General features: G+C 55.4%; 5 protein-coding genes and 1 pseudogene. All 6 read left to right on the plus strand.

What is annotated here, in order from left to right; translation table 11 throughout:
* A partial coding sequence (locus CAGGBEG34_RS08500) for a RecX family transcriptional regulator (protein ID WP_042688442.1) occupies nucleotides 1–346 on the plus strand: 346 nt, incomplete at its 5' end.
* Between the two features lie 15 nt (nucleotides 347–361).
* Nucleotides 362–1,522: an ADP-forming succinate--CoA ligase subunit beta gene (gene sucC / locus CAGGBEG34_RS08505; RefSeq protein WP_006683260.1), complete on the plus strand. Its 1,161-nt coding sequence runs from the start codon at nucleotides 362–364 to the stop codon at nucleotides 1,520–1,522.
* 39 nt (nucleotides 1,523–1,561) lie between these two features.
* Nucleotides 1,562–2,443 carry a succinate--CoA ligase subunit alpha gene (gene sucD, locus CAGGBEG34_RS08510; RefSeq protein ID WP_006683261.1) on the plus strand — a complete coding sequence of 294 codons (882 nt, stop codon included), beginning with the start codon at nucleotides 1,562–1,564 and terminating at the stop codon, nucleotides 2,441–2,443.
* 85 nt (nucleotides 2,444–2,528) lie between these two features.
* Nucleotides 2,529–2,834, plus strand: a complete 306-nt coding sequence (locus CAGGBEG34_RS08515) for a hypothetical protein (protein ID WP_042688443.1) — start codon at nucleotides 2,529–2,531, stop codon at nucleotides 2,832–2,834.
* A 23-nt stretch (nucleotides 2,835–2,857) separates the two neighbouring features.
* Entirely contained in the window at nucleotides 2,858–3,550 is a 693-nt protein-coding gene (locus CAGGBEG34_RS08520; protein WP_006683262.1) for a TerC family protein, read from the plus strand.
* A 225-nt stretch (nucleotides 3,551–3,775) separates the two neighbouring features.
* A pseudogene (locus tag CAGGBEG34_RS10790) lies at nucleotides 3,776–3,899 on the plus strand (LPS export ABC transporter permease LptG); the annotation flags it as partial.

Genomic DNA, 3,899 nt, shown 5'->3' on the forward strand with positions numbered 1-3,899 from the left:
AACAGCGGATATCGATCAACTGGATTCCACGCTCGACGCGCTTGAGCGCGACGGTTTTTTGTCCGACGCCCGCTTTGCCGAGCATCTGGTTGCGCAGCGCGCCGCGCGTTTTGGCGTGCGCAAGATCATCGCCGAACTGAAGCAGCACGCAGTGGACGAAGCGCAATTGGCTGTGCTGAGCGCGCAATTGCGCGAGTCCGAGCTTGCGCGCGCCCGCGCCGTCTGGCAAAAAAAGTACGGTTCAGCGCCAAAAACGCCCGCTGAACGCGCTAGACAAATGCGCTTTCTGGCGATGCGCGGTTTTGAGGCCGATACCCTCCATCCACTTTTCAAAAATAATCTGTAAAACAAGGAAGTACGAATGAAAATTCATGAATATCAGGGCAAGGAAATCTTGCGCGCGTTTGGCGTCGCCGTGCCGCGCGGCAAACCTGCGTTATCGGTCGATGAGGCCGTCCAGGTCGCGCGCGAACTGGGGGGGAGCGTCTGGGTCGTCAAGGCCCAGATTCACGCGGGCGGACGCGGCAAAGGCGGCGGCGTCAAAATCGCCAAATCCATCGATCAAGTGCGCGACTACGCCAGCCAAATCCTGGGAATGCAACTGATGACGCATCAAACGGGCCCGCACGGCCAGAAAGTCCGGCGGTTGCTGATTGAAGAAGGCGCTGACATCCGCAAAGAGTTGTACATCGGCCTGGCCGTCGACCGCGTGAGCCAGCGCGTCACACTCATGGCCTCCAGTGAAGGCGGGACGGAAATTGAAGAAGTCGCTGAAAAAACGCCGGAATTGATTCATAAAATCATCATCGATCCAATACAGGGTTTAACCGACGCGGATGCCGACGCGCTTGCGACCAAAATTGGCGTGCCGCAGGCTTCGCTGCCTGCCGCACGCCAGATACTGCACGGCTTATATACCGCCTTCTGGGAAAAAGATGCCGATTTGGCTGAAATCAATCCGCTGATTCTGAACAGCGACGGCCAGTTGATTGCGCTCGACGCCAAATTCAATTTCGATTCCAACGCGCTCTTCCGTCATCCGGACATTGCCGCCTATCGAGACCTTGACGAAGAAGACCCCGCAGAAGTCGAAGCCTCCCAATACGGACTTGCGTATATCTCGCTCGACGGCAATATCGGTTGTCTGGTCAATGGCGCGGGTCTCGCGATGGCGACGATGGACGCGATCAAACTGTTCGGCGGCGAACCGGCAAACTTCCTCGACGTTGGCGGCGGCGCAACCACCGAAAAAGTCACCGAAGCCTTCAAGCTCATGCTGAGAAACCCCGCCTTGAAAGCGATTCTGGTCAATATTTTTGGCGGCATCATGCGCTGCGATGTGATTGCTAGAGGCGTGATTGCGGCGTCCAAGGCCGTCCAGCTCAAAGCGCCGCTGGTGGTGCGGATGAAAGGAACCCACGAAGATTTGGGTAAAAAAATGCTGGCCGAGTCCGGCTTGCCGATTATTGCGGCCGATAGCATGGAAGAGGCGGCGCAGAAGGTCGTTGCTGCTGCAGCTTGATAGAAACACGCACGCTGTTCATTTCAAATGGAAATTTAAATGAGTATTCTGATCAATAAAAACACCAAAGTCATGACCCAAGGCATCACCGGCAAGACGGGCCAGTTTCATACCCGCGCATGCCGTGAGTATGCGAATGGCCGCGCCGCTTATGTGGCCGGCGTCAATCCGAAACGGGCGGGCGAAGATTTTGAAGGCATACCGGTTTTCGGTACGGTTGCCGAAGCCAAAGCCAGCACCGGCGCGACCGTATCCGTCATTTACGTGCCGCCCGCCGGCGCGGCGTCAGCCATCTGGGAAGCGGTTGAAGCCGACCTTGATTTAGTCATTTGTATTACTGAAGGCATTCCGGTACGCGATATGATCGAAGTCAAAGACCGGATGCGCCGCGAAAACCGCAAAACGCGCTTGCTGGGGCCGAATTGTCCAGGCGTGATCACGCCGGATGAGCTCAAGATCGGCATCATGCCAGGCCATATCCACAAAAAAGGCCGGATTGGCGTCGTCTCGCGTTCCGGTACGCTCACGTATGAAGCCGTTGCGCAACTGACCGCGCTTGGCTTGGGTCAGTCCTCGGCGGTCGGCATCGGCGGCGATCCAGTCAATGGCCTGAAACATCTCGATGTGCTGCGCCTGTTCAACGATGATCCAGAAACAGAAGCCGTTGTGATCATCGGCGAAATCGGCGGTTCAGATGAAGAAATCGCCGCGCAATGGGTGCAGCATCATATGAAAAAACCCGTCGTCGGTTTTATCGCCGGCGTCACCGCGCCGCCCGGAAAGCGGATGGGCCACGCCGGCGCGATTATTTCAGGCGGCAAAGGCACTGCGGATGAAAAACTGCAAGTGATGCAGGCGTGCGGTATAAAAGTGACAAAGAATCCGTCCGAAATCGGACGTTTATTGAAATCGGCGCTTTAAAAACGGCATTGCATATTGAACAGAGATACATCAGCAAGAATATAGGGAGGCGCGCAGCATAGGCTGCACGAATCTGGAGATGTGAATGGACCTTGACTTTTATCAGGCGCTCACCGATGCTGGTGTGAAACCGGCCCAGGCCAGAGAAACTGTAAATGCTCTACATCGTGAAATTGAAAAGGAAACGCGTCTCACGATGTCTGAGTACATTAAACGTGCGGATTTACATACAGAAATCGCCGAATTTGCAACTAAAAGCGATTTAAAAGCCACCAAGAACGAATTAAAAGTCGACATCGAAAAATTGAAAAATACGATGATCCAATGGTTTATCGGATCATCCGTTTCGATTGTGGCACTGGCCTTTGCCGCCGCTAAATTTCTCCGTTAGCGGGCGCCTGAACCCGACGCTGCATGTCAGAGCTTATCGCCGGCCTGAACTGGGGCGTGATTGCGCAGATCATCGTGATCGACGTGATGCTCAGCGGCGACAATGCCATCGCCATCGCGCTTGCCTGCCGCGATTTGCCCGCCGCTCAGCGTAAACAGGGTATCGTGTGGGGCACAGTCGGCGCGATCGCGTTGCGCGCGCTGCTGATGTTTTTTGCGCTCGCGTTATTTGAATGGCCTGGACTGAAAATGGCCGGCGGCTTATTGCTGCTCTGGATTGGCATCCAATTGACTGCGCCCCGTCGCAATGCGCTCCATACTGTTCAGTCGTCCAAACGGCTGGCCGCCGCAATTAAAACCATCCTCCTCGCGGACTTTGCGATGAGCCTTGATAACGTGCTTGGCATTGCCAGCGCGTCTCAGGCGGCGCACGCCAAACACCGCTTTTTATTGATTGCGCTCGGATTGCTGCTGAGCGTTCCGCTGATGATCTGGGCCAGTCAATTCTTATTGAAACTGCTGGATCGTTTTCCGTTTATTGTCACTGCGGGCGCAGCGCTGCTTGGCTGGATTGCGGGCGGATTGATCATTCAAGATGCGATTCTGCAGCGCTTTCCTCTGCTGATGACAACCGCTGCCCGCATCTATGCCCAGATCGCCGGCGCGGTTCTGGTCGTCGCGCTTGGCGCGCTGTTTGCGCGGCGGCGGGCGCGCTAGCGCATTTTTCAGATTGACCAGATGGCGGACTCCCGCCTTTCCGCGTCGCGCGTTAACTTAGAACCTGTTCACGATCTGTCACGAGCGCCCGTCAGACAGGGAAGGACGGAGCGCAGGAAGCGGAGCATATATGAAATATGTGAGCATTCCGAGTACCGCCCGACCCTGTATCACGGGTGCGCAGTAAGATCGTAAACAGGTTCTTAGACGTTGGACAAAACAGAGATGAGGCTGCTGCACAGTCCGCTTTATGAGCGCTATTTTGCACGTCAGATTTATTGGGCCTTTGGGTTTGCGCTATTTGCCTTTGCCGGCCTGTTTTTGTCTTTTGATCTGATCAATGAACTGA

This window comes from Candidatus Glomeribacter gigasporarum BEG34 (assembly GCF_000227585.1).
In the GTDB taxonomy this organism is placed as follows: Bacteria; Pseudomonadota; Gammaproteobacteria; order Burkholderiales; family Burkholderiaceae; genus Glomeribacter; species Glomeribacter gigasporarum_B.

Excerpts from the sequence above, each read along its gene's own strand:
- CAGGBEG34_RS08520 (WP_006683262.1), top strand. The coding sequence starts at position 2,858 with ATGTCAGAGCTTATCGCCGGCCTGAACTGGGGCGTGATTGCGCAGATC.
- sucC (WP_006683260.1), top strand. The coding sequence starts at position 362 with ATGAAAATTCATGAATATCAGGGCAAGGAAATCTTGCGCGCGTTTGGC.
- CAGGBEG34_RS08515 (WP_042688443.1), top strand. The coding sequence starts at position 2,529 with ATGGACCTTGACTTTTATCAGGCGCTCACCGATGCTGGTGTGAAACCG.
- sucD (WP_006683261.1), top strand. The coding sequence starts at position 1,562 with ATGAGTATTCTGATCAATAAAAACACCAAAGTCATGACCCAAGGCATC.